Genomic DNA, 20971 nt, shown 5'->3' on the forward strand with positions numbered 1-20971 from the left:
GCGGCAGACGACCCGCAGATGCAAGCAAGGGTAAGGCGCAATGCAATCAGTTGAATCGAGCGAAGACTTCGGCAGGCAGACAGCGGACCTCCGGTCCCGTCGACGGGGACCGGCGGGCCTCGGCCTCGCGGCTCTGGCCTTGCTGCTCATGGCCTCGTCCGCTTCGGCGGCCGACGTCAAGACTCTGGGCAGTTTCGGCAGCGGCAAGTGGCAGGCCCACACCTACGACGACGACGGCGGCAAGGCCTGCTACATGACCGGGCAGCCGATCAAGGACGAGGGCAAGTACACCAAGCGCGGCGACATCTACGTCATGGTCACCCACCGCCCGGCCGAGAAGATCCGCGACGAGGTCAGCTTCTGGGCCGGCTACGACTTCAAGGAGGAGAGCCGCGTCGAGGTCGCGATCGACGGCCGCAAGTTCGAGGTCGTCCCGATCGAGGAGATCGCCTGGGCCCCCGACGCCGAGAGCGACCGCAAGCTGGTGGAGGCGATGAAGGCCGGCAACACCATGGTGGTCCAGGGCACGTCCCAGCGCGGCACGGATACCAAGGACACCTACTCCCTGAGCGGCTTCACCAAGGCCTACAACACCATCAGCGAGGCCTGCGAGTAGGGCTGCCGAAACGGCAGCGGATCCCGTTCGGCCGGTGCCCGGTCCCGGCCGAAGACACCTCTTGCGCACAACCAGGACCGACGCTGTCGTTTGCGGCGGGGCGCCGACCTTGCGGCGGCGCCGCCGGCGGTCTATGTGAACGGCCATGACCCGCAGCACCCACGCCGACCACTTCGCGCCGCCCGAGGACGCAGGCGCCCGCCGCAACCTGGTCGGCCTGAGCCGCGACGAGCTGGCGGCCGAGTTCGCCGCGCTCGGCGAGCCGGCGTTCCGGGTCGGACAGCTCTGGCACTGGATCTATCACCGCGGGGTCACCGACTTCGCCGCCATGACCACCCTCGCCAAGACGCTGCGGGCGCGCCTGGCGGAGAGCTACGTGATCGCGCGGCCCGGCGTGGCGACCGCCCAGCAGTCGTTCGACGGCACGCGGAAGTGGCTGCTGCGCTTCGGCGACGGCCAGGAAGCCGAGAGTGTCCATATTCCAGAGGAAGACCGCGGCACGCTCTGCGTCTCCAGCCAGGTCGGCTGCACCCTCACCTGCCGCTTCTGCCACACCGGCACCCAGCGCCTGGTGCGCAACCTCTCGCCGGCCGAGATTCTCGGCCAGATCATGGTGGCCCGGGACGCCCTGGGCGAATGGCCGAGCCCGGCGGAAGGCCGCCAGATCACCAACCTGGTGATGATGGGCATGGGCGAGCCGCTCTATAACTACGACAACGTCGCCAAGGCGCTGAAGATCGTCATGGACGGCGAGGGCCTCTCGATCTCCAAGCGCAAGATCACGCTCTCCACCGCGGGCGTGGTCCCGGCCATGAAGCGCTGCGGCGAGGAGCTCAACGTCAACCTGGCGGTCTCTCTGCACGCCGTGACCGACGAGCTGCGCGACCACATCGTGCCGCTCAACAAGAAGTACCCGCTGAACGAGCTGATCCCGGCCTGCCGCGACTATCCCGGCGTCCACAACGCGCGGCGCATCACCTTCGAGTACGTCATGCTGAAGGACGTCAACGACTCCCCGGCCGACGCGCGCGAGCTGATCCGCCTGCTCTCGGGCATCCCGGCCAAGATCAACCTGATCCCCTTCAACCCCTGGCCCGGCGCGCCCTTCGAGTGCTCGACGCCCGAGGCGATCCAGCGCTTCGCCCGGATCCTCAACGACGCCGCCCTCTCCGCGCCGGTGCGCACGCCGCGCGGCCAGGACATCATGGCGGCCTGCGGCCAGCTCAAGAGCGCGAGCCGGCGGCTCAAGGCCGCCGAGCGGGCCGCCGAGGGCGCCAGCGCGCCCTCTCCCGCCTGATCAGCCGGCGCACTTACGCTCCCTTAACCCAGTCCTGACAAGTTGGCCGATCTTCGGAGACCAGGGGAGAACCCTTGGAACTGGGCTTGACCACTTATCTTCTAGCCTTCGCGATCGCCGTCATCTGCGGCTTCGCCGCCTCCGCCTTCATGTTCTGGGCGCTGCCCCGCCGGTCGCTGACGCCGCCGGTGTTCAAGGCCGTCATCGCCGGCGAGTTCGTCGTGGTGACGGCCGTGATCTTCTACGTCGCGATCAGCCTGGCCGGCCTGTCGCGCGTGGCGGTGCAGTAGGTTTCCCCGCAGACGGGCGGACAGCTTAGAGCGGATCATGTTTTGACGGAAACGCTTCGCGGTTCCGGCGAAGACATGTGAATCTGCTCGATATCAACTTTTTAGAGCAGATTCACCGGGTTTGATGGATCGCCTCTGGCAATTCATCAAACCCGGATCTGCTCTACGTGGTGTAGCTGACGTTGGGCAGCTTGGGGCCGATGTGGCCGACGATGCCCTTGCGGGTCTTCCCTTCGGGATAGAAGAACAGGCGCCAGGGCCCCGGCGTGATCGGGACGTGCCAGGAGAACACCCGGGTCTCGCCGTCGGGGCAGCGGAAGCTGTGCTGGGCCTCGAAACGCTGAAGGGTGACCTGGCTCTCCGGGTCGCAGTCGGGGATCGCGCCGCGCTCGAACGGCCCGTCACGCCAGGCCACGAAGCAGTCGTTGACCTGACAGAGCCGGCGGAGGACCTGGCGCAGGTGCGGGTCGCCGCGCTCGATGCCGCGCAGCTGATCCTCAACCCGCGCGCAGAAGTCCAGCCCCGGAAACAGCTCGCGCCGCTGTTCCCAGAGGTCGGCGCCGCTCTCGAGCTCGGCGCGTTGCCGGGCGCCCAGCCAGTCCCTGTGCCCGGCGACGTGGTCGGGGGCGCAGGCGTGGCGGATGCGGGCTTCGCCCTCGACCAGGTCGGCGGCCTCGTCCAGAGACAGCACCTTGACCTCGAGCGTCTGCTGGTTCCAGTCCTCGCCCGAGGGGATGCTGACCGCCAGCCCGTCGAGCACGTGGGCGGCGGAGAGCCCCTTGGCCTCGCGCTCGGCGTGGAAGTACTCGGAGATTCCAAGCCGCTCCTCCGCCTCGGCCCCCAGCACCCTCTCGGTGAAGGGGCCATAGGTCGCCATGGCGAGAAACTTGCGCCGGAGATCGATGTCCACCTGGGGATCGTGGGTCCAGTGCCAGAGGGAGTAGCCGTCGGACAGCTCCTGCTCGACCGCGTTCTCGGGCAGCAGCAGCATCCGGCTGGCCCCGGCGCTCTGGGCCAGATGGCAGGTGTGGATCAGCGCGAGCATCCAGTCCCGCGCCGGCTCCACCGCGGGCGCCGGATCGAGGGAGAGCTCGTTGAGGACCAGCTCCGCGGTCATGCCGCGCTACGCGACCTGGGGGGCGGGGAACAGGAGCGCGCTGGCCGCCTTGTCCCACTGGTCGAAGAAGCCGTCGGGCCAGCGGTCGAGGCGGCCGTTCTCGTCGATCGCGATGGCCGTGACGGCGGCCTGGGCGACGTCGTCGACCGCCGTGCGCTCGAAGAAGTAGAGCTTGATCTTGTCCGGCGCCGCCGAGCCCTCGTGGACCGCCAGGCGCATGCCGTTGAGCAGGTGGTCGCTGTGGGTCTCGACCAGAATCTGGACCCCGCCCGCCGCGGCCCGCGCGAAGAGCATGCCGAGACCCATCTGGCCCTGGGGATGCAGGTGGGCCTCGGGGTTCTCGATCAGGATCAGGGATCCGGGCTTGGCCGCCAGGACGGCGACCAGGATCGGCAGGGTGTAGGTCAGGCCGAAACCGACGTTGGTCGCCCGAAACTCGTTGCTGACCGCGCGGTCGGTGACGAAGGAGTAACGCAGGTGCACCAGGTCGATCTGGTCGATCGCCTGGGTATGGATCCGGGTACCCGGCGAGATGGTCGCGGTCCAGGCCTCAACCTGGTCGACCAGGGCCTCGGAACTGGCCTCCGGGTGAGCCAGGGCCGGCACGCCGATTGGCTCACGCCCGTGGACCTCGAGGAAATGGGCCGTGAACTCGCCCTTGGCGCCCAGCTGGTGGCGCCGCCGGACCTGGTCGTCGGAGACGCCGAAAGTCGTGCGCGGCCCCAGACGCTCGGCCTGGACGTACTGGAAGTCCGAAGTGAAGAGCGCCTGCTCGAAGACCTGGTCGCCCGCCTCGGCGTCGATCAGGTCGAGCATGTCGTTGCTCGCCCCGGCGTCGAAGCGCCAGGCGGCCTTGCCGCCGTCCGCGAAGTCGAGGGCGATGCCGATCTCCTCCTCGGCGGCGCCGGCGAAGAGCGCATCCTGCGCGGTGCCGATCCTAACCAGGGCGCCGTTCAGGGTGACGCCGGCCTCGGCGAGCAGCGACTGGTCATGGGACTGGCGCAGCAGGAGCAGGGACTGGATGACCGAAGACTTCCCCATGCCGTTCATGCCGGCCAGAAGTGTCAGGTTCTGGAGGGGAAGTTCTTGCGACTCGAAGCATTTGAAGTTGTTAAGCTTCAAATGTGAGATCATTCGAGCACTCCCTGGACTAGATGTTCTATTTCTCGAAAGCGCTTTTTTACGTTTGCAACACTGCCAGTTGCTTGGGATAGCGCTTTGTTGAACGCGTCGTTATTCAATAATAGCTTGATGAATTCCTGGTTAAGCACCTCGCGCCGGCCGATCAGCTTTTCCAGCTGATCGGCATCCAGCGCGGCGAGGCAGACGCTCCAAACCTCGAACAGCGCTTTGTTGAAAGCCGCCGGCGGGTCTTGGCGCCGGAACGCCAGGTCGCCGAAGATCGCCCGGGCGGCGGATAGCGCCCGCTGGAAATCGCCGCGCAGCCGCTTCAGCGTCGTGCCGTCGACCTCGTTGAGGCGGGCCATTTGCTCGGCCAGGAAGGTGTCGAAGTCGCCGGCCTGGTAGTCGCTCCAGGGGGCCATTCGGAACGCCAGGAAGCGCAGGACGCAGGCCTGATCGCTGAGCTCCCGGTCGGACAGGCCCTCGCCGGCGACCGCCTTGAAGTCCTTGGAACCCGCGAGCAGCTTCAGGAAGCGGGTCGCCTGACCCCGGTGCAGGGCGTGGCGGATCTGCTGGGCGCCGAGCGGCCGGCCCCCGGTATTGATCCGCCGAAACAGGTTGAACTTGACCGTCGGCGGACAGCCTTCGCGCAGCAGGAAGGCGGTCACCTGGGTCTCCAGGATGCGCCGCTGGAAGTGCCGCGGCAGGGCGTCGAAGGTCTTGCCGTTAAGGTCGTCGTGGTACTCGAGGCCGCGCAGCTTGAGCTTCTTCTCGACCACGAAGGCGCGCAGGGTCGTCAGGCGTTGCAGCCCGTCGACCACCAGCCAGTGCCGGTCGTCGCTGGCGTCGAAGTAGAAGGCCGGTATCGGCAGACGGATCAGCAGGGACTCGATCAGGCGGCTCTGGTCGACCGCGGACCACAGGCCCGCCCTGGGCTGGAAGTCGGGATAGAGATCGATGCCTCCCTTGGCCAGCCGCGAGACCAGCTGATCGAGGGCGAGCGGCTTGCCGTCCATGCGCAGGCGCGTCGCGTCCAGGGGCTCGACACCCTTGGCCGGACCGCCGCCGTCAAGGGTCTCGGGCTCGACGTCGGGGAGACTGTCGGGGGCTTCACTGCGCCGCATCAGCGCTCGGACCGAAGGTCGTGGACGAAGGGGCCATCTGGCCTAGCGCGCGGTAAAGAAATCCTTACCGGCCTGCCGGGCCAGGAGATCCCCTCGCTTGTCTCGCCGCCGCCCTTGCCTATACTCCCGGCCGGTCCGCGCCGGCGCGGCTAGATCTGGTTGGGGGGTAGGTTCGATGAGCGAAGTAAAGAAAGTCGTGCTGGCCTATTCGGGCGGGCTCGACACCTCGGTGATCCTCAAGTGGCTGAAGGAAACCTACGACTGCGAGGTCGTGACCTTCACTGCCGACCTGGGCCAGGGCGAGGAGCTGGAGCCGGCGCAGCGCAAGGCGGAGATGTTCGGCGTCAAGGAGATCTTCATTGAGGACCTGCGCGAGGACTTCATCCGCGACTACGTCTTCCCGATGTTCCGGGCCAATACGCTCTACGAGGGCACCTACCTGCTCGGCACCTCGATCGCGCGGCCGCTGATCGCCAAGCGGCAGATCGAGATCGCCCGCCAGACCGGGGCGGACGCCGTGGCCCACGGCGCGACCGGCAAGGGCAACGACCAGGTGCGCTTCGAGCTCAGCTACTACGCCCTCAACCCCGATATCAAGGTGATCTCGCCCTGGCGCGAGTGGGACCTGACCAGCCGGACCCGGCTGATCGACTTCGCCGAGAAGCACCAGATCCCGATCGCCAAGGACAAGCGCGGCGAGGCGCCCTTCTCGGTCGACGCCAACCTGCTGCACATCTCGGCTGAGGGCAAGGTGCTGGAGGATCCCTGGCAGCCGCCCGAGGAGTACGTCTTCTCGCGCACCGTGGCGCCGGAGGACGCGCCGGACAAGCCGACCGAGGTGGAAATCGGCTTCGAAGGCGGCGACCCGGTGTCGGTCGACGGCAAAGCGCTCTCGCCGGCCGCGCTGCTGACCCGGCTGAACGAGCTGGGCGGCGCCCACGGCATCGGCCGGCTCGACCTGGTCGAGAACCGCTTCGTCGGCATGAAGAGCCGGGGGATCTACGAGACCCCTGGCGGAACCGTCCTGCTGCACGCCCACCGCGCCATGGAATCGATCACCCTCGACCGGGGCGCGGCCCACCTCAAGGACGAGGTCATGCCGCGCTACGCCGAGCTGATCTACAACGGCTTCTGGTTCTCGCCCGAGCGCGAGATGCTCCAGGCGCTGATCGACCGCAGCCAGGAGCACGTCACCGGCACGGTCCGGCTCAAGCTCTACAAGGGATCGGTTACGGTGCTCGGGCGCAAGTCGCCGGTCAGCCTCTACAGCGAGGCCCACGTCACCTTCGAGGAAGACGAGGTCTACGACCAGCGCGACGCCGAGGGCTTCATCAAGCTGAACGCGCTAAGGCTGCGCCTGCTCAACCGCCAGAAGGGTTAGAGCAGATCCGGCCTCACCCCGGCGGCAGGGCGGGGACGCCGAAGATCGCCGGGTGCAGGTGCAGCAGCACGGCGTAGAGCGCGACCGCCACAAGCGGGCGCCACCAGCCGATGCCGGCCCAGTCCATGGTAGTGCGGCCGCTCGCCAGGGCGGCGAAGGGAATCGCGCTGGTGGTCAGGGCCATCGGCCCCCAGGCGGCGCCGAGCGTGGCCTCGCGGCGCCGGTCGATGTGCCGCATGCCGCCGAGCGAGAGCACCAGGATGCCGCCCATCACGATCACGTTGGGCGCCTCGCCGTTGGCGGCCAGGTGGCTGGCCGCCCAGAGCGCGCTGCCCCAGAGAAAGGGGTGACGCGTGATCCGGAGAACGCCGGGCGCCGGATCCAGGCCGCTGGGGTCGGTCAGGCGCGCCTCGCCGCCGACCAGCGTCGGGCTGCCGGTGGTCAATCCGGCGACCGCGAGGAACAGCGCGACCGGCATCACCAGGGCTGGCGCCCAGGCCAGGGCGGGCGGCGGATCCCAGAGCAGGATGACCGGCGCCTCCCCGTAGGCCTGCAGCATCCAGACGAAGGTGATAAGGGCGAAGACGCTGTAAAGCCCGCGAAACGCGGACTGGGCCCCGCTGAGCGACGCGGAGCCGCCGGTCAAGCCGGCGATCACGCGTTCCAGGGCGCTGGTCAGTGCCTGGCGGACGGGGAGGCTGGACAGCAGGAAGTGTCCGGCCACGAAGAACACCGTCGCGGCCAGGAGGTCGTTCAAGGACTCGGTCATGGGCGCCCGTCCGCCGTTTGCCTGCCGTCCCGCCGGCGCCGCGCCGTCAGGCGGCGCTGTAGATGCCGGCGGCCTTGACCTCGGCGTCGACGTAGGACTCGAACTGCTTGAAGTTGGTCTCGAAGCGCTTGGTCAGCTCGCGCGCGGTCTGGTCGTAGGCCCGCTTGTCGCGCCAGGTGCTCTTCGGGTCGAGCACGCCCTCGGGCACGTCGGGGCAGACCGCGGGGATATGGAGACCGAAATCGGGATGCCGCGAGGTCGCCACCTCGGCCAGCCGGCCGTCCAGGGCCGCGCGCACCATGGCCCGCGTGTGGGCGATCTCCATGCGCCGGCCGATACCGTAGCCGCCGCCGGTCCAGCCGGTGTTGACCAGCCAGCACTTGGCCCCGGTCTCGGCCATCTTGCGGCCGAGCATCTCGGCATAGACCGAGGGGTGGCGCGGCATGAAGGGAGCGCCGAAGCAGGTCGAGAAGGTCGCCGAGGGCTCGCTGCCCATGCCCTTTTCGGTTCCGGCGACCCGCGCGGTGTAGCCGGACAGGAAGTGGTACATCGCCTGCTCCGGCGTCAGCCGAGAGATCGGCGGCAGAACGCCGAAGGCGTCGGCGGTCAGCATCACGATGTTCTGCGGCGGGCCGCCTTGGCCGCTGGTCTCGACGTTGGGGATGAAGTCGAGCGGGTAGCTGGCCCGGGTGTTCTCGGTATATCGGTTGTCGTCGAGGTCGAGCACGCGGGTCGCCGGGTCCATGGCGACGTTCTCGAGGATCGTGCCGAAGCGCCGGGTGGTCGCGTAGATCTCGGGTTCGGCCTCGGCGGACAGCTTGATCACCTTGGCGTAGCAGCCGCCCTCGAAGTTGAACACGCCCTTGGCCGACCAGCCGTGCTCGTCGTCGCCGATCAGGCTGCGCGTGCCGTCGGCCGAGAGCGTCGTCTTGCCGGTGCCGGAAAGCCCGAAGAAGATCGCGGCGTCGCCGGCCGGGCCGACGTTCGCCGAGCAGTGCATTGGCAGGACGTCGCGCTCGGGCAGCAGGTAATTGAGGATCGAGAAGATCGACTTCTTGATCTCGCCGGCGTAGCTCGAGCCGCCGACCAGGACCAGCCGCCGGGCGAAGCTGACCACGATGAAGGTGCCCGAGTTGGTCCCGTCGAGCGAGGGCTCGGCTTCCAGGCACGGGGCGTGCAGCACCGTGAAGTCCGGCTCGAATTCGGCCAGCTGGTCGTGTCCGGGGTGGATGAACATGTTGCGCGCGAAAAGGCTGTGCCAGGCGCTCTCGCTGACCACGCGCACCTTGAGACGGTATTCCGGATCTGCGCCGGCGAAGAGGTCCTGGACGAAGAGGTCCCGGTCCCGGAAGTAGCCGATCACCTTGGCGTGGAGCCGCTCGAAATGGTCCTCGGACATGGCGACGTTGACCTTGCCCCACCAGATGCTCTCGGCGGTGGCGGCCTCCTCGACGATGAACTTGTCGTTCGGCGAGCGCCCGGTGTGCTGCCCGGTCAGCGCCACCAGGGCGCCGCCATCGCTCAGGGTCCCGTCGCCGCGGCGGATCGTCTCCTCGACCAGCCCCGGGGCGGTCTCGTTCCAAACCGCGCTGCGGTATCCCCGGATATCGTGCTTAGAAAGGCCGTAACGGCTGACCACCGTACCGGTATCGCTCACTGCAAATCTCCCCCACTTCGGCCTTGCCCGCCTTCTCATCGGCGCTTCGGCCGGCTTTCTCCAGTTCGGGCGGTCTCGCCCGGCGTGGCCGGTCGAGAACCACGAATCGCTGGGATACTAGACGGGGCGGGTCGGGGGTTCAAACAGACTCGCCGGTCAACGGCGGACTCGGGCCTGAGCTCGGGATCTATGGTTAACCGGGGGCCGAAATCCGCGCCGGGCGTCAAGCATTTGAGAGCCTTCTCGTGCCATGCTTCGGCCCGGCGGCTGCCCAAAAGGCGCCACAGTCGGGCGGCACCTTGCCGTCTGCCACAATTGGCCCTGGACATCGGTGAATTGCCGCCCAAATCGCTGTAGGAAGAGGAAACCATGCAGCAGACCATCGCGCTGGTCGACGACGACCGCAACATCCTGACCTCGGTCTCAATGGCCTTGGAAGCCGAGGGGTTCAAGGTGAAAACCTATAACGACGGGTCCGAGGCCCTGCGCGGCATCTCGAGCAGCCCGGTCGACCTGGCGATCCTCGACATCAAGATGCCGCGCATGGACGGCATGGAGTTGCTCGGCCATTTGCGGCGCGCCTCCAATCTGCCGATCATCTTCCTGACCTCCAAGGACGACGAGGTCGACGAGGTGCTCGGCCTGAGGATGGGCGCCGACGACTACATCACCAAGCCCTTCTCCCAGCGCCTGCTGATCGAGCGCATCCGGTCGCTTCTGCGCCGCGAGAAAGTGGCGCGCGAGGAGGTCGAGCCCGACGGCGCCGAGCAGCCGCTGGTGCGCGGCGACCTGACGCTGGACCCCGCCCGCCACCTCTGCACCTGGCGCGGCGAGCAGGTCAACCTGACGGTGACCGAGTTCCTGATCCTCAAGGCCCTGGCCCAGCGCCCGGGTCACGTCAAGAACCGCGACCAGCTGATGGACGCGGCCTACGGCGAGCACATCTACGTCGACGACCGAACCATCGACAGCCACATCAAGCGCCTGCGCAAGAAGTTCAAGGAGCTGGACGACGACTTCGTGCAGATCGAGACGCTCTACGGCGTCGGCTACCGCTACCGCGAGCGCTGAACGGCCGGGCTCCGCGACGCGCGGGACGCCGGGCGGCGCGGTCAATAAGGGGTTGGGTCCGGCCCCGATTATCTGTATGGCTTTCGATAGCAATGGCTTAGCCGGTCGGACGGGACCGCGTTCCCGCGGCCGGGGCGAGCGGATATGACGGCTGAACTAGAAGGCGATGCGCGCCTAGCGCCGAAAGGGGGCGTCGGCGCGTCGCGCAAGGGCAATCGCCGCAAGGCCGGCCAGCAGGCCGGAGAGCGGACCACGGAAAAGCACGCCCTGGGCAGCGAGGAAAGGCAACAGCGCGGCGCGGCGCTGCGCCGTCGGCATTTCATCTGGGGCTCGTCGCTGACGCGGCGCATTTTGCTGCTCAACCTGCTGGTCCTGGTCATTCCCGTGGTCGGGCTGATGCACCTGGACCAGTATCGCGAGACCCTGATCTCGGCCGAGCTGGAAAGCCTGAGCACCCAGGGCCGCAGCTTCGCCCTCTCCCTGGGCAGCACGGCGGTGGTGGTCAGCGGCACCGGCCGCGAGCGGCTGATACCCGAGATGACGCGGCACCTGATGCGGGTGGTCCTGACCGACAGCGCGGTCCGCACCCGGCTCTTCGCACCGAGCGGCGAACTGATCGCCGACAGCTTCCGGCTCGGCCGCCTGGGCGACGACATGGTGCAGATCTTCGAGCTGCCGCCGGCCGACGAGGGATCGCTCCCGGGCCGGGTCGCCCGCTTCTTCGATTCGCTGGCCGACTGGCTGCCGGGCCCGGGCGACCTGCCGCGCTACACCGAGGCGGCGGTGCAGCGCGCGGACGACTACGAGGAGGTGCAGAACGCGCTCGCCGGCGAGACCCAGGGCAAGGTCAGGCTCGGGCGCCAGGGCCGCCTGATCATCTCGGTCGGCGTGCCGGTCCAGCGCTACCGCAAGGTGCTGGGCGGCCTCATGCTCTCGAAGGACGGCGCCGACGTGGTCGCTGCCGTGCGCGACCGGCGCCGCGACATCCTGCTGGTCTTCGCCGTCGCCTTCGCCGCCACCGTGCTCCTGTCGGTCTACCTCGCGGGCACGATCGCCCGGCCGATCCACCGCCTGGCGCGCTTCGCCGAACGGGTCCGCCACGGCCAGGGGCGTGAGCTCGAGATCCCGGACTTTACCCGGCGCGGCGACGAGATCGGCGACCTCTCTAAGGCGCTGCGCGAGATGACCGTGGCGCTGTGGAACCGGCTCGACGCCATCGAGGGCTTCGCCGCCGATGTCGCCCACGAGATCAAGAATCCGCTGACCTCGCTGCGCAGCGCGGTCGAGACCGTGTCCCGGCTGGAGGACGCCGACCAGCAGAAGAAGCTGATGGCGATCATCCTCGACGACGTGCAGCGGCTCGACCGCCTGATCAGCGACATCTCCGACGCCTCGCGGCTGGACGCGGAGCTGTCCCGGGCCGAGAGCCAGCCGGTCGACGTCGGCGCGCTGCTCGAAGCGCTGGTCGAGGTCCACCGCTCGACCGAAACGGCCGGAGGGCCGGCCTTCGATCTTGCGGTCAACAGGTCCCAGCGGCTGATCGTCAACGGGATCGAGGGGCGTCTCAGCCAGGTCCTGCGCAACCTGATCAGCAACGCGGCTTCCTTCTCGCCGCCGGGCGGCAGAATCGGCCTCGCCGCCCGGCGGGAACGGGGCCGCGTCGAGGTGACCGTGTCGGACCAGGGCCCGGGACTGCCACCCGAAAAACTGGAGGCGGTGTTCGAGCGCTTCTACAGCGAGCGGCCGCGCGGCGAGAAGTTCGGCACACACTCGGGCCTCGGCCTGTCGATCTCGAAGCAGATCGTCGAGGCGCACGGCGGCACGATCAGCGCGGAGAACCTGGTCGACGCCGAGGGGCAGGTGACCGGCGCCCGCTTCGTCATCAAGCTGCCCGGCGCTTGATCGGCCGGCGATGGCGGACAAGCTGGTGCACGCGACCTGCGTCGCCCTGCCGCCCGGCGTTGGCGGCGGTCCGGCGGACCCGCCCGCCGCCGTCCTGCTGCGCGGCGCTTCCGGTTGCGGCAAGTCGGACCTGGCGCTGCGCCTGATCGACCAGGGCTGGCGCCTGGTCGCCGACGACCAGACCGCGCTCGCGGCCCGGGGCGACGCGCTGCTCGCCAGCGCGCCGCCGGCCATCGCCGGGCTGCTCGAGATCCGGGGCCTTGGCATCCTGCGCTTTCCAAACGCGCGCGACGCGAGGGTCTGCTTGGTCGCCGACCTGCTGCCGGCGGAGCGGGTCGAACGTCTGCCGGAGCAGGAGTTCTGCGACCTTCTGGGGGTCCGCCTGCCGCGCGTCGCGCTCGACCCCGCCGCGCCTTCGGCGGCGATCAAACTCCGTCTTGCCGCCCGTCGCGAAGCCGACGCTATAATGGAGCGCGAGGCCGCGCCGCGGTCGCCCGCGCGCCACGGGGACAGGAGCCAGCGGAGCATGACCACGGAGACCGACAGTGCGCCGGAGGACGAGGCAGCGCAGACCGGACCCAACCGGGTTGTGCTGGTGACAGGCCTGTCGGGCGCCGGCCGTTCGCTCGCGCTGGACATCCTCGAGGACCTCGGCTTCGAAACCATCGACAATCCCCCGCTGGAGCTGCTCGAGGGGATCGTGGCCGATCCGCTGGACCGCTCGGTCGCGCTCGGCATCGACATCAGAACCCGGAACTTCGCGGTCGACACGGTCACCGACTGCCTGACCAGGCTGCGCGGCAACCCGCGCCTGTCGGCCAGCCTGCTGTTCATGGAGTGCGACGACGAAGTGCTGCAGCGGCGCTACACCGAGTCGCGCCGGCGTCATCCCCTGGCAAGCGGCCGGCCGCTCAAGGACGGCATCGTCGACGAGCGGCGGCTGATCGCGCCCCTGCGCGACCAGGCCGACCTCCTGGTCGATACGACGAACCTGACGCCCGCCGATCTGCGGCAGTACCTGAACACGCGGCTGACCTCGCCGCAAGCCGAAGAAGGCATGGAGGTCTTTGTCACTTCCTTTGCTTATCGCCACGGCCTGCCGCGCTCGGCGGATCTGGTGTTCGACGTGCGCTTCCTGAAGAATCCCCACTACGACGCGGAGCTGCGCGTGCAGACCGGCCTGGACCCCGGCGTCGCCGCGTTCATCGAGGCCGATCCCGAGTTCCAGCCCTTCTACGACCGGCTGACCGGGATGCTCGAACAGCTGCTGCCCCTTTACGAGAAGGAAGGTAAGAGCTACTTGACCATAGCCATCGGCTGTACCGGCGGCCGGCACCGTTCGGTCATGACCGGCGAACGGCTGGCGCGTCGGCTCGAGAGCGCCGGCTACCGGGTGACCACGGGGCATCGCGACCTCACGGCGCCGCCGGAGAAATCGTAACGCCGGCGCCCCGAGGGGAAGCGCGGCGCAAAGAGAACGAGAGGGCAAGCAATGATCGGCATGGTCCTGGTGACCCACGGCAGGCTGGCGCTGGAGTTCATCGACGCCCTGGAGCTCATCGTCGGGCCGCAACAGGCGGTTGCCGCGGTCTGCATCGGGCCCGACGACGACATGGAGGCGCGCCGCCGCGACATCATCGACCGGATCGCCGAGGTGGAGGGCGGCGAGGGCGTGGTGCTGCTGACCGACATGTTCGGGGGCACGCCGTCCAACCTGGCGATCTCGGTGATGGAGCCGAACAAGATCGAGGTGATCGCCGGCCTGAACCTGCCGATGCTCATCAAGCTGGCCAGCCTGCGCGGCACGGAGACCCTGAAGAACGCGGTCGCCGGCGCCCAGGAAGCGGGGCGCAAGTACATCAACGTCGCGTCGCAGCTCCTGGCCAATCAAGGGTCGGGCGGCGGCGGTTGATCTAGCGATGAGCCGGTTGCTCTCGGCCAGCTGTCGGGTCGAAGTCGTCAACAGCCGCGGCCTCCATGCCCGGGCGGCAGCGAAGTTCGTGAAGCTGGCCGGCGCCTACAATGCCGAGGTCACGGTCCTCAAGGACGGCGTCGAGGTTTCGGGTTCATCGATCATGGGGCTGATGATGCTGGCCGCGTCGACCGGGAGCTTTCTCGAGGTGCGGGCCTCGGGCCCGGCGGCCGAGGCGGTCGTGGTCGCCCTGGCAGACCTGGTGCGGAACAAGTTCGATGAAGATGGATAAGGCGGCGAAGAAATCGAAGCGGGCGGCCAGGGCCGGCAAAGAGGTCGTGCTGCCGGGCCTCGCCGTCTCACCCGGCGTCGCCATCGGCTCGGCGCACCTGCGCGAGAGCGGCGAGATCCGGGTCCTGGAGTACCAGATCGGCGCCAGCGCGGTCGACGACGAGCAGGCCCGCTTTCGCCAGGCCGTCACCAAGGCCAAGCGACAGCTCGACAGGCTCAAGAACAAGGCGACCCGCTTCCACGGCGCCGCCGCGGAGGAGCTCGGGTTCCTGCTCGAGGCGCACCACCAGATGCTCGGCAGCTCGCGACTGCTGTCCGGCGTCGAGCAGCGGATCGCGACGGCGCGCCAGAATGCCGAGGCGGCGGTCGCCGAGGAAATCGCCGAGATCGCCGCCGCCTTCGAGCAGGTCGACGACCCCTACCTGCGCTCCCGGGCGGAGGAAGTGCGCGAGGTCGGCATGCGCATCGTGCGCACCCTGTCTGATCAGAAGCTGAGCGACTTCTCGGCCCTGCCCCGCGGCAGCATCGTGATCGCGGAAACCGTGACGCCTGCCGACACGGCGCTGATGGACCCGCGCGAGATCGGCGGCTTCGCCACGGTGATGGGCGGCGCCGAGGGCCATACCGCGATCATGGCCCGCTCCCTCGGACTGCCCGCCGTGCTCGGCGTCGCCGGCCTGCTCGAGGCGGCGCACACCGGCGATACCCTGATCGTCGACGGCTCGAACGGCGCGGTCATCGTCAACCCCGCCGAAGAGACGCTGGCCGAGTACCAGCAGCGGCGCCGCGCCTTCAAGCGCGAGGCGCGCGCGCTGGACCGCCTGCGCGACGTGCCGGCCAGCACTCGGGACGGCGAGCGGATCTCGCTCGCGGTCAACCTCGAGCTGCCGCGCGAGATCGACCAGGCCGTCACCGTCGGCGCCGAGGGCGTCGGCCTGCTGCGCACCGAGTTCCTCTACATGAACCGCGACGACCTGCCCGACGAGGACGAGCAGTACGACGCGTTGAGGAACATCGTCGAGGCGATGGACGGCCGGGCGGTCACCATCCGCACGCTCGACGTCGGGGGCGAGAAGCTGATGTCGGCGCTGGGCGAGACCCTGGAAGACTCGGCCAACCCGGCGCTCGGCCTGCGCGCGATCCGTTTCTCGCTAACCCAGCGCAAGCTGTTCGAGGCCCAGCTGGCGGCCATCCTGCGGGCGAGCGCCCACGGGCCGGTGCGCATCCTGCTGCCAATGATCACCACGGTCTCCGAGGTGCGCGAGGTGCGCAAGGCGCTCAACACGGTGATCCGCCGCCTGCGGCGGCGGAAGGTCAAGATCGCCGACCCCCTGCCGCCTCTCGGAGTCATGATCGAGGTGCCGGGGGCCGCCCTGGCGGCCGACTCCCTGGCGCGGGTCTCCGACTTCTTCGCGATCGGCACCAACGACCTGACCATGTACACCCTGGCGATCGACCGGGGCGAGGAGCGGGTCGCCCACCTCTACAACCCGCTGCACCCCGCCGTGCTGCGGTCGATCCAGTTCTCGGTCGAGGCCGCGCTCAGGGCCCGCATCCCGGTCTCGGTGTGCGGCGAGATGGCCGGCGATCCGCGATACACCGCGCTCTTTCTGGGGCTCGGCGTGCGCGAGCTCTCGATGACGGCCAACGCCCTCCCGCGCGTGAAGAGCCGCATCCTCAACCTCGACCTTCAGGCCGCCGTGCGCCGGGCCTCGGTTATCATGGACCAGTTCGACTCGGGCCGGATCGCGGCGCTGCTCGACGACTTCAACGCCCTGGCCTGAATTAAGAGCGGACGACGATCCCGTGACCGAGCGAGACGACGCGGCCCCCGAAGAGCGCAAGGACGACCCGGTCGCGCGCACCATCCTCGACCTGCTGGCCGAAGCCGGCCCGGGCAAGACCATCGAGCCGGGCGACGCGGCCCGCGCCTTCGCCGCCGAGCGGGCGAAGCGGGGCGACCCGCCCGACCTCTGGCGGCGCTACCTGCCGGCGGCGCGGCAGCAGGCGCTCCACCTTGCGCGCCAGGGTCGGATCACGATCCTGCGCAAGGGCAAGCCGGCCGACCCCCACGCGCCGATCAAGGGACTGGTCCGCCTTGCCCTGCCGGAATAGCTCGGAATAGCTAGAGTTTCGGCTCCGGAACCCCCGCCTGGCGGCAGGCGGCGGTGACCGTGTTGGCCAGCAGGCAGGCGATCGTCATGGGCCCGACGCCGCCCGGCACCGGCGTGATCGCGCCGGCGACCCGGCGGGCCTCCTCGGTCGCCACGTCGCCGACCAGGCGCGTCTTTCCTTCACCGGTCTCGACCCGGTTGATGCCGACGTCGATGACCGTGGCGCCGGGCTTGATCCAGTCGGCCTTGATCATCTCGGGCCGGCCGACCGCGGCGATCAGGATGTCGGCGCCGCGGCAGACTCCGGGCAGGTCCTTGGTCCGGGAGTGGGCGATGGTGACGGTGCAGTTCTGCTGCAGCAGCAGCTGCGCCATGGGCTTGCCGACGATGTTGGAGCGCCCGACGACGACGGCCGAGAGGCCGGTCAGGTCGCCGAGCGTGTCCTGCAGCAGCATCAGGCTGCCGAGCGGGGTGCAGGGGACCATGGGGGCGCTCTCGCCGGTCGCGCCGACCGAGAGGCGGCCGGCGTTGATCACGTGAAAGCCGTCGACGTCCTTGGCCGGCGCGATCGCGTTGATCACGGCCTCGCCGTCGATCTGCTCGGGCAGCGGTAGCTGCACCAGGATGCCGTGGACCGTGGGATCGCCGTTGAGCTGTTCGACCAGGGCGAGCAGCTCGGCCTGGCTGGTGGTCTCCGGCAGCTCGTGCTTGAAGGAAGCCATGCCGGTCTCGGCGGTCTGCTTGGCCTTGTTGCGGACGTAGACCTCGCTGGCCGGGTTGTGGCCGACCAGGACGACCGCCAGCCCGGGCGTCAGCCCGTGCTCCGCCTTCAGCGTCTCGACCGCCGCAGCGACCCGCCCGCGCAATCCGGCGGCGAAGGCCTTTCCGTCGATCGTCGCGGCGCTGCCCGCCTGTGCCTGGTCGTTCATGTTGTGCCTCCCTGTTCACTTGCTGCGGTTGTGACGGCGCCGGGGACCGTCGTCATGTTCCATAACGCCGCTTACCGACGCATCGCCGACTCTTCAGCGCTGCCGTCGGGTCCGGCGAACCCCTTCTCGGGCGTATCGCCGAGCATTGTTGCACCTCCGGAAAGGTGCGCCTTCCCGCTGCGTCGTTTCCATGCCGGAACGATGGCGAAGCGCCGTCGCCTTGCCCACGAAAGGAACGCTCAGAGCGTTGCGCCCCCGAGCGAGAAGAGGATGTTGCCCAGCACCATCTGGCAGAAGTAGAGGACCAGGATCAGGATTACCGGCGAGACGTCGAAACCGCCGAAGCTCGGCAGCATTCGCCGGATCGGCCGGAGCGCCGGTTCCGTGATGCGGGTGAGGAACTCCCAGATCATGTAGACGACCTGGTTCGAGGTGTTGATCACTCTGAAACCGATCAGGAGGCTCATGATGGCCGAGGCGATGATCAGCCAAATGTAGAAGTCGATCGCAATGATCGTGACATGGATCAAGGGGCCGAGAACGATCACGCCGGTACCTCGTTGTCGATTTCGGAATGTCCGCGGCGGGCTTGCCTGGGCTAACCTAGCGACGGTGCGGGGGACATACAAGATCGCCCGGCGCCGGCGGTTTTGCGGCGCCTCCAAGGTCTTCCGGCGGTCGCGGCCGGGGAGCGTCCGCGCTGATCTCGTGGCGGTTTCGGCGCCCGCTTGACAGCCCTCGCGCGAATACCCATTATCCCGCCGCCCGATGCCGGGCAGTTTCCAGCCGTGCTCCTTGGCGGGCACGCGCGCCATCTGGCGGGGCCGTAGCTCAGTTGGGAGAGCGTCGCGTTCGCAATGCGAAGGTCAGGGGTTCGACTCCCCTCGGCTCCACCAAGATCCCGTAATCTCAGCCTGCTTTGAGGATCGGCTTCTCGGTCTTGCGGACCGCGTCAGCGATCTGCGTGACATTGGCCGGCACGACGGCCTCGCCTTCCGGCTGCGCCGGCTTGCGCGCCTCCAGGACCGAGACGGGCACACCGTACAGCATGCCCCACGGCGTCTTGAGGTCGATCTTGGGATCCCGCTCGAAGGTGCGCCCGACGACTTCCCCGCAAACCTCCAGTTCTACCTGAACCTTATCGCCCAGTCTCATCGTACCCTCCTGCTTTTACAGCCCCGGCCCAACCTCGGTAAGATTAACTGTTTGTAAAACCGAGCGTTTTCAAGAACGAATATATGTAACCCGCCGGAAAAATCCAAATAAATAAGCTGAATTATTTGTAAACATTGCGATTCGCAAATGTAAGGCCGCAGCGGCCCGGGTTTCGTTCATTTACCACTTGGTAACTCTGCTTGGCTATCTCTCGTTAACCATTGGGACGCGAGAGAGATCGGCCGATGAACGATCAGAGCAGGTCAGAGCGGCGGCGGCACGGCAGAGCCAAGGTGCTGTGGACCGGCAACCTGGACCACGGCAACCGGACTTCCGACTGCGTGGTCCTCAATATCGGGCCGCACGGCGCGATGGCGCGGTCGCTCGATCTGATACCGCGCGGGAGTCGCGTCATGCTGCAGTCCTTCCATTTCGGGCGCCTGGCGGCGGAGATCGTCTGGCAGGACGGCAACGCCCTGGGCCTCTGCTTCAAGGACAATCCGGCGGCGGTGCGCCGGGCGCTCGGCTGGCAACTCCCGGAGCTTCGCCTAGAGCAGATCCGGGTTTGACTGAATCGCCGGAGGCGATCCATCAAACCCGGTGAATCTGCTCTAAACCTCAGATGTAGAGCGGATTCACATGTTTAGTTGGAGACCACGAAGTGGTTCCATCTAAACATGATCCGCTCTGGCCTGAAGCCTGGAGCCTATCCGGTAAACGCGGATCTGCTTCAGGCTACCCGCGGCCGCAGGTGAGCGTGCCACTTGTGCTCCCACAGCTTGAATCCGCGAGAAATGGCGAAGACCAGGATCATGTAGAGGACCGCCGCCGCGATGAAGCCCTCGTAGGCCAGGTAATGCTTGCCGTTGAGGGTCCGGCCAGCGCCGAGGATATCGATGATCGTGACCGTGCTGGCCACGACCGAGCCGTGCAGCATGAAGATGATCTCGTTGGAATAGGCCGGCAGTGCCCGGCGCAGGGCGCTGGGGACGATGATTCGACGGGCGGCCTGTGACTGTGACATGCCGCAGGCCTTGGCGGCCTCGACCTCGCCGAAGGGCGTGGCTTCGATGGCGCCGCGCAGGATCTCGGTCGTGTAGGCCGCGGTGTTGAGCACGAAGGCGAGCAGGGTGCACCACCAGGCCTCGCGCAGAACCGGCCAAAGGAAGCTCTCGCGAATGAACTCGAACTGACCCAGGCCGTAATAGATCAGATAGAGCTGGACCAGGAGCGGCGTGCCGCGGAAGAGGTAGACATAGGCCCAGGTGATCTCGTTGAGCACCGGCGTCCGGTTGGCCCGCACCAGGGCCAGGGGGATCGAGAGCATGCCACCGATGAGCAGCGCCAGGACCGTGAGGACGAGGGTGTTCCAAACGCCGAGAGCGAAGAGCTCCCAGTTCTGGAAGATCAGGACGAAATCGAGCGGCGAGGCGCCGCTGCTGAACTCCTCGAGGGCGACCAGGAATCCGCCGGCTTCCTTCGCCATGGCTCAGGCCCTCCGCACGCCGACGCTGTACTTGCGCTCGAGATAGCGCAGGCCGACATCGGATATCGCGGTCAGGACCAGATAGAGCATCAGGACCACGAAGAAGAAGGTGAAGAGCTGGCGCGTCGAGCGTCCCGCCGTGAAGGCTTCCCATACCAGCTCGTGCAGGCCGAGCACGGAGACCAGGGCCGTGCCCTTCAAGAGCACCAGCCAGTTGTTGCCGAAGCTGGGCAGGGCATAGCGCACGAGCTGGGGCCAGACGATGCGGCGGAACCGCAGGCCGGGGCTCATGCCAGAGGCGATGCCGGCCTCGATCTGGCCATTGGGGATCGAGAGAAAGGCGCCGCGGAAGGTCTCGGTCATGTAGGCGCCGTAGATGAACCCAATCGTGAACACGCCCGCGGTGAACTGGTCGATCTCGAGGTAGCCCCACCAGCCGGTCGCGTCGCCGAGATCGTTGAGCAGCTGCTGGCCGCCGTAGAACAGCAACAGCATCAGAACCAGATCGGGAATCCCGCGCACCAGGGTCGTGTAGGCGTCGGCCGTCTTCTTGGCGGGCAGGGACTTGGCGAGCTTGCCCCAGGCGCCGACCAGGCCGAGCAGAACGGCAAGGGCCAAGGAGCAGATGGCGACCGCGATCGTGACGAGCATGCCATTGAAGATCGCTGGCATGTAGGCAATGACATCGCTCATGGAGATCGCCCCGCTGCCCTGGAATCCGGATGAAAAAGAAACGGC

General features: G+C 68.0%; 22 protein-coding genes and 1 tRNA gene. 13 read left to right on the forward strand and 10 right to left on the reverse strand.

Features of this window, described 5'->3' with window-relative positions:
* Positions 1–40: 40 nt before the first annotated feature.
* The 3 genes from QNJ67_03570 (at position 41) to QNJ67_03580 (ending at position 2203) form a co-directional block, all read left to right on the forward strand.
* Positions 41–616 (forward strand): invasion associated locus B family protein, encoded by a 576-nt coding sequence (locus tag QNJ67_03570; protein ID MDJ0608029.1) that lies wholly within the window; start codon positions 41–43, stop codon positions 614–616.
* A gap of 145 nt (positions 617–761) precedes the next feature.
* Positions 762–1913, forward strand: a complete 1152-nt coding sequence (gene rlmN / locus QNJ67_03575) for a 23S rRNA (adenine(2503)-C(2))-methyltransferase RlmN (protein MDJ0608030.1) — start codon at positions 762–764, stop codon at positions 1911–1913.
* A gap of 74 nt (positions 1914–1987) precedes the next feature.
* Positions 1988–2203, forward strand: a complete 216-nt coding sequence (locus QNJ67_03580) for a hypothetical protein (GenBank protein MDJ0608031.1) — start codon at positions 1988–1990, stop codon at positions 2201–2203.
* A gap of 163 nt (positions 2204–2366) precedes the next feature.
* Here the strand turns inward: QNJ67_03580 and QNJ67_03585 are convergent, their stop codons facing one another.
* From QNJ67_03585 to QNJ67_03595, 3 genes are read right to left on the reverse strand one after another with little or no spacing between them, the layout of a single operon-like run.
* Entirely contained in the window at positions 2367–3320 is a 954-nt protein-coding gene (locus tag QNJ67_03585; GenBank protein ID MDJ0608032.1) for a hypothetical protein, read from the reverse strand.
* Between the two features lie 6 nt (positions 3321–3326).
* On the reverse strand, positions 3327–4454 hold the full coding sequence (locus QNJ67_03590) for a DUF3696 domain-containing protein (protein ID MDJ0608033.1): 1128 nt from the start codon (positions 4452–4454) through the stop codon (positions 3327–3329).
* Positions 4451–5566: a DUF262 domain-containing protein gene (locus QNJ67_03595; protein MDJ0608034.1), complete on the reverse strand. Its 1116-nt coding sequence runs from the start codon at positions 5564–5566 to the stop codon at positions 4451–4453. Before QNJ67_03595 ends, QNJ67_03590 begins: the two co-directional genes overlap by 4 nt.
* Positions 5567–5741: 175 nt before the next feature.
* On the opposite strand from QNJ67_03595, the gene QNJ67_03600 reads away from it, so the two are divergent.
* Positions 5742–6947 carry an argininosuccinate synthase gene (locus QNJ67_03600; GenBank protein MDJ0608035.1) on the forward strand — a complete coding sequence of 402 codons (1206 nt, stop codon included), beginning with the start codon at positions 5742–5744 and terminating at the stop codon, positions 6945–6947.
* 13 nt (positions 6948–6960) lie between these two features.
* On the opposite strand, the gene QNJ67_03605 is transcribed toward QNJ67_03600, so the two are convergent.
* Complete coding sequence (locus QNJ67_03605) at positions 6961–7716, reverse strand: NnrU family protein (GenBank protein MDJ0608036.1); 756 nt, start codon at positions 7714–7716, stop codon at positions 6961–6963.
* 46 nt (positions 7717–7762) lie between these two features.
* Positions 7763–9373, reverse strand: a complete 1611-nt coding sequence (locus tag QNJ67_03610; protein ID MDJ0608037.1) for a phosphoenolpyruvate carboxykinase — start codon at positions 9371–9373, stop codon at positions 7763–7765.
* Between the two features lie 369 nt (positions 9374–9742).
* On the opposite strand from QNJ67_03610, the gene QNJ67_03615 reads away from it, so the two are divergent.
* From QNJ67_03615 to QNJ67_03645, 7 genes are all read left to right on the forward strand, one after another.
* On the forward strand, positions 9743–10444 hold the full coding sequence (locus QNJ67_03615; protein MDJ0608038.1) for a response regulator transcription factor: 702 nt from the start codon (positions 9743–9745) through the stop codon (positions 10442–10444).
* A 144-nt stretch (positions 10445–10588) separates the two neighbouring features.
* A complete protein-coding gene (locus QNJ67_03620; protein ID MDJ0608039.1) occupies positions 10589–12346 on the forward strand; it encodes a stimulus-sensing domain-containing protein in 1758 nt (585 codons plus the stop codon).
* A gap of 10 nt (positions 12347–12356) precedes the next feature.
* A complete protein-coding gene (gene rapZ, locus QNJ67_03625) occupies positions 12357–13787 on the forward strand; it encodes an RNase adapter RapZ (GenBank protein ID MDJ0608040.1) in 1431 nt (476 codons plus the stop codon).
* 51 nt (positions 13788–13838) lie between these two features.
* Positions 13839–14258 carry a PTS sugar transporter subunit IIA gene (locus QNJ67_03630; protein ID MDJ0608041.1) on the forward strand — a complete coding sequence of 140 codons (420 nt, stop codon included), beginning with the start codon at positions 13839–13841 and terminating at the stop codon, positions 14256–14258.
* A 7-nt stretch (positions 14259–14265) separates the two neighbouring features.
* Positions 14266–14550, forward strand: a complete 285-nt coding sequence (locus QNJ67_03635) for an HPr family phosphocarrier protein (GenBank protein ID MDJ0608042.1) — start codon at positions 14266–14268, stop codon at positions 14548–14550.
* The gene (gene ptsP / locus QNJ67_03640) at positions 14537–16333 is read left to right on the forward strand and encodes a phosphoenolpyruvate--protein phosphotransferase (protein ID MDJ0608043.1); all 1797 of its coding nucleotides are present in this window, start codon (positions 14537–14539) and stop codon (positions 16331–16333) included. Before QNJ67_03635 ends, ptsP begins: the two co-directional genes overlap by 14 nt.
* A gap of 22 nt (positions 16334–16355) precedes the next feature.
* The gene (locus QNJ67_03645) at positions 16356–16664 is read left to right on the forward strand and encodes a DUF3253 domain-containing protein (protein MDJ0608044.1); all 309 of its coding nucleotides are present in this window, start codon (positions 16356–16358) and stop codon (positions 16662–16664) included.
* A gap of 10 nt (positions 16665–16674) precedes the next feature.
* On the opposite strand, the gene folD is transcribed toward QNJ67_03645, so the two are convergent.
* Entirely contained in the window at positions 16675–17592 is a 918-nt protein-coding gene (gene folD, locus QNJ67_03650; GenBank protein ID MDJ0608045.1) for a bifunctional methylenetetrahydrofolate dehydrogenase/methenyltetrahydrofolate cyclohydrolase FolD, read from the reverse strand.
* Positions 17593–17831: 239 nt separating this feature from the next.
* Positions 17832–18140 carry a YggT family protein gene (locus tag QNJ67_03655; protein MDJ0608046.1) on the reverse strand — a complete coding sequence of 103 codons (309 nt, stop codon included), beginning with the start codon at positions 18138–18140 and terminating at the stop codon, positions 17832–17834.
* A gap of 272 nt (positions 18141–18412) precedes the next feature.
* Here QNJ67_03655 and QNJ67_03660 point away from each other — a divergent pair.
* Positions 18413–18488 (forward strand) — tRNA-Ala (locus tag QNJ67_03660).
* Between the two features lie 13 nt (positions 18489–18501).
* Here QNJ67_03660 and QNJ67_03665 read toward each other — a convergent pair.
* Positions 18502–18747, reverse strand: coding sequence for a hypothetical protein (locus QNJ67_03665; GenBank protein ID MDJ0608047.1), 246 nt, complete (start codon positions 18745–18747; stop codon positions 18502–18504).
* 245 nt (positions 18748–18992) lie between these two features.
* Between QNJ67_03665 and QNJ67_03670 the strand changes: the two genes are divergently transcribed.
* Positions 18993–19316, forward strand: a complete 324-nt coding sequence (locus QNJ67_03670) for a PilZ domain-containing protein (protein ID MDJ0608048.1) — start codon at positions 18993–18995, stop codon at positions 19314–19316.
* Positions 19317–19477: 161 nt separating this feature from the next.
* Here the strand turns inward: QNJ67_03670 and QNJ67_03675 are convergent, their stop codons facing one another.
* The gene (locus tag QNJ67_03675; protein MDJ0608049.1) at positions 19478–20233 is read right to left on the reverse strand and encodes an ABC transporter permease; all 756 of its coding nucleotides are present in this window, start codon (positions 20231–20233) and stop codon (positions 19478–19480) included.
* A 3-nt stretch (positions 20234–20236) separates the two neighbouring features.
* Complete coding sequence (locus tag QNJ67_03680; protein ID MDJ0608050.1) at positions 20237–20926, reverse strand: ABC transporter permease subunit; 690 nt, start codon at positions 20924–20926, stop codon at positions 20237–20239.
* Positions 20927–20971 lie beyond the last annotated feature (45 nt).

It is taken from the genome of Kiloniellales bacterium, from assembly GCA_030064845.1.
Taxonomy (GTDB): domain Bacteria; phylum Pseudomonadota; class Alphaproteobacteria; order Kiloniellales; family JAKSDN01; genus JASJEC01.

Bases quoted from the DNA above. Each gene is read 5' to 3' on its own strand.
- QNJ67_03570 (MDJ0608029.1), top strand. From the start codon at position 41: ATGCAATCAGTTGAATCGAGCGAAGACTTCGGCAGGCAGACAGCGGAC.
- rlmN (MDJ0608030.1), top strand. From the start codon at position 762: ATGACCCGCAGCACCCACGCCGACCACTTCGCGCCGCCCGAGGACGCA.
- QNJ67_03585 (MDJ0608032.1), bottom strand. From the start codon at position 3,320: ATGACCGCGGAGCTGGTCCTCAACGAGCTCTCCCTCGATCCGGCGCCC.
- QNJ67_03590 (MDJ0608033.1), bottom strand. From the start codon at position 4,454: ATGATCTCACATTTGAAGCTTAACAACTTCAAATGCTTCGAGTCGCAA.
- QNJ67_03595 (MDJ0608034.1), bottom strand. From the start codon at position 5,566: ATGCGGCGCAGTGAAGCCCCCGACAGTCTCCCCGACGTCGAGCCCGAG.
- QNJ67_03600 (MDJ0608035.1), top strand. From the start codon at position 5,742: ATGAGCGAAGTAAAGAAAGTCGTGCTGGCCTATTCGGGCGGGCTCGAC.
- QNJ67_03605 (MDJ0608036.1), bottom strand. From the start codon at position 7,716: ATGACCGAGTCCTTGAACGACCTCCTGGCCGCGACGGTGTTCTTCGTG.
- QNJ67_03615 (MDJ0608038.1), top strand. From the start codon at position 9,743: ATGCAGCAGACCATCGCGCTGGTCGACGACGACCGCAACATCCTGACC.
- QNJ67_03620 (MDJ0608039.1), top strand. From the start codon at position 10,589: ATGACGGCTGAACTAGAAGGCGATGCGCGCCTAGCGCCGAAAGGGGGC.
- rapZ (MDJ0608040.1), top strand. From the start codon at position 12,357: ATGGCGGACAAGCTGGTGCACGCGACCTGCGTCGCCCTGCCGCCCGGC.
- QNJ67_03630 (MDJ0608041.1), top strand. From the start codon at position 13,839: ATGATCGGCATGGTCCTGGTGACCCACGGCAGGCTGGCGCTGGAGTTC.
- QNJ67_03635 (MDJ0608042.1), top strand. From the start codon at position 14,266: ATGAGCCGGTTGCTCTCGGCCAGCTGTCGGGTCGAAGTCGTCAACAGC.
- ptsP (MDJ0608043.1), top strand. From the start codon at position 14,537: ATGAAGATGGATAAGGCGGCGAAGAAATCGAAGCGGGCGGCCAGGGCC.
- folD (MDJ0608045.1), bottom strand. From the start codon at position 17,592: ATGAACGACCAGGCACAGGCGGGCAGCGCCGCGACGATCGACGGAAAG.
- QNJ67_03665 (MDJ0608047.1), bottom strand. From the start codon at position 18,747: ATGAGACTGGGCGATAAGGTTCAGGTAGAACTGGAGGTTTGCGGGGAA.
- QNJ67_03670 (MDJ0608048.1), top strand. From the start codon at position 18,993: ATGAACGATCAGAGCAGGTCAGAGCGGCGGCGGCACGGCAGAGCCAAG.
- QNJ67_03675 (MDJ0608049.1), bottom strand. From the start codon at position 20,233: ATGGCGAAGGAAGCCGGCGGATTCCTGGTCGCCCTCGAGGAGTTCAGC.
- QNJ67_03680 (MDJ0608050.1), bottom strand. From the start codon at position 20,926: ATGAGCGATGTCATTGCCTACATGCCAGCGATCTTCAATGGCATGCTC.